The following is a 273-nucleotide window of genomic DNA, read 5'->3' as shown; positions in this document are numbered from 1 at the left end:
GTTGTCTCCCCGCTTCACTTCGTATGACCAAACAGCGCCCACAACACCATCGAGCACAGAGCCGCGACCACGTTGCCGGCGTTTCCATAGCTCGCGCTGGGCTCTATGAAGGTGCTTAAAGCGTTCAGCCAGGTCAGCACCGTTCTTCACCGTCAAAGTCACCAAAAAAGGCCTCAGAGCCGTTTTCTCGGCTCGGATGACCTCCCACCTATCCAAGTAGGCTTTCATCGACTTAGCGCCCCGTCTAATGGCACACAGAGGGCAAAGCAGGTG

1 protein-coding gene is annotated in these 273 nt (G+C 56.4%); it reads right to left on the bottom strand.

Annotated features, from left to right (window positions below; genetic code table 11):
- Positions 1-14 precede the first annotated feature (14 nt).
- Positions 15-140 carry a hypothetical protein gene (locus tag ABG80_RS23815; protein ID WP_268760977.1) on the bottom strand — a complete coding sequence of 42 codons (126 nt, stop codon included), beginning with the start codon at positions 138-140 and terminating at the stop codon, positions 15-17.
- Positions 141-273: the final 133 nt, after the last annotated feature.

Source organism: Aquabacterium parvum, assembly GCF_001447195.1.
Taxonomy (GTDB): domain Bacteria; phylum Pseudomonadota; class Gammaproteobacteria; order Burkholderiales; family Burkholderiaceae_C; genus Aquabacterium; species Aquabacterium parvum.
This window is presented reverse-complemented; position numbering and strand designations above follow the sequence as displayed.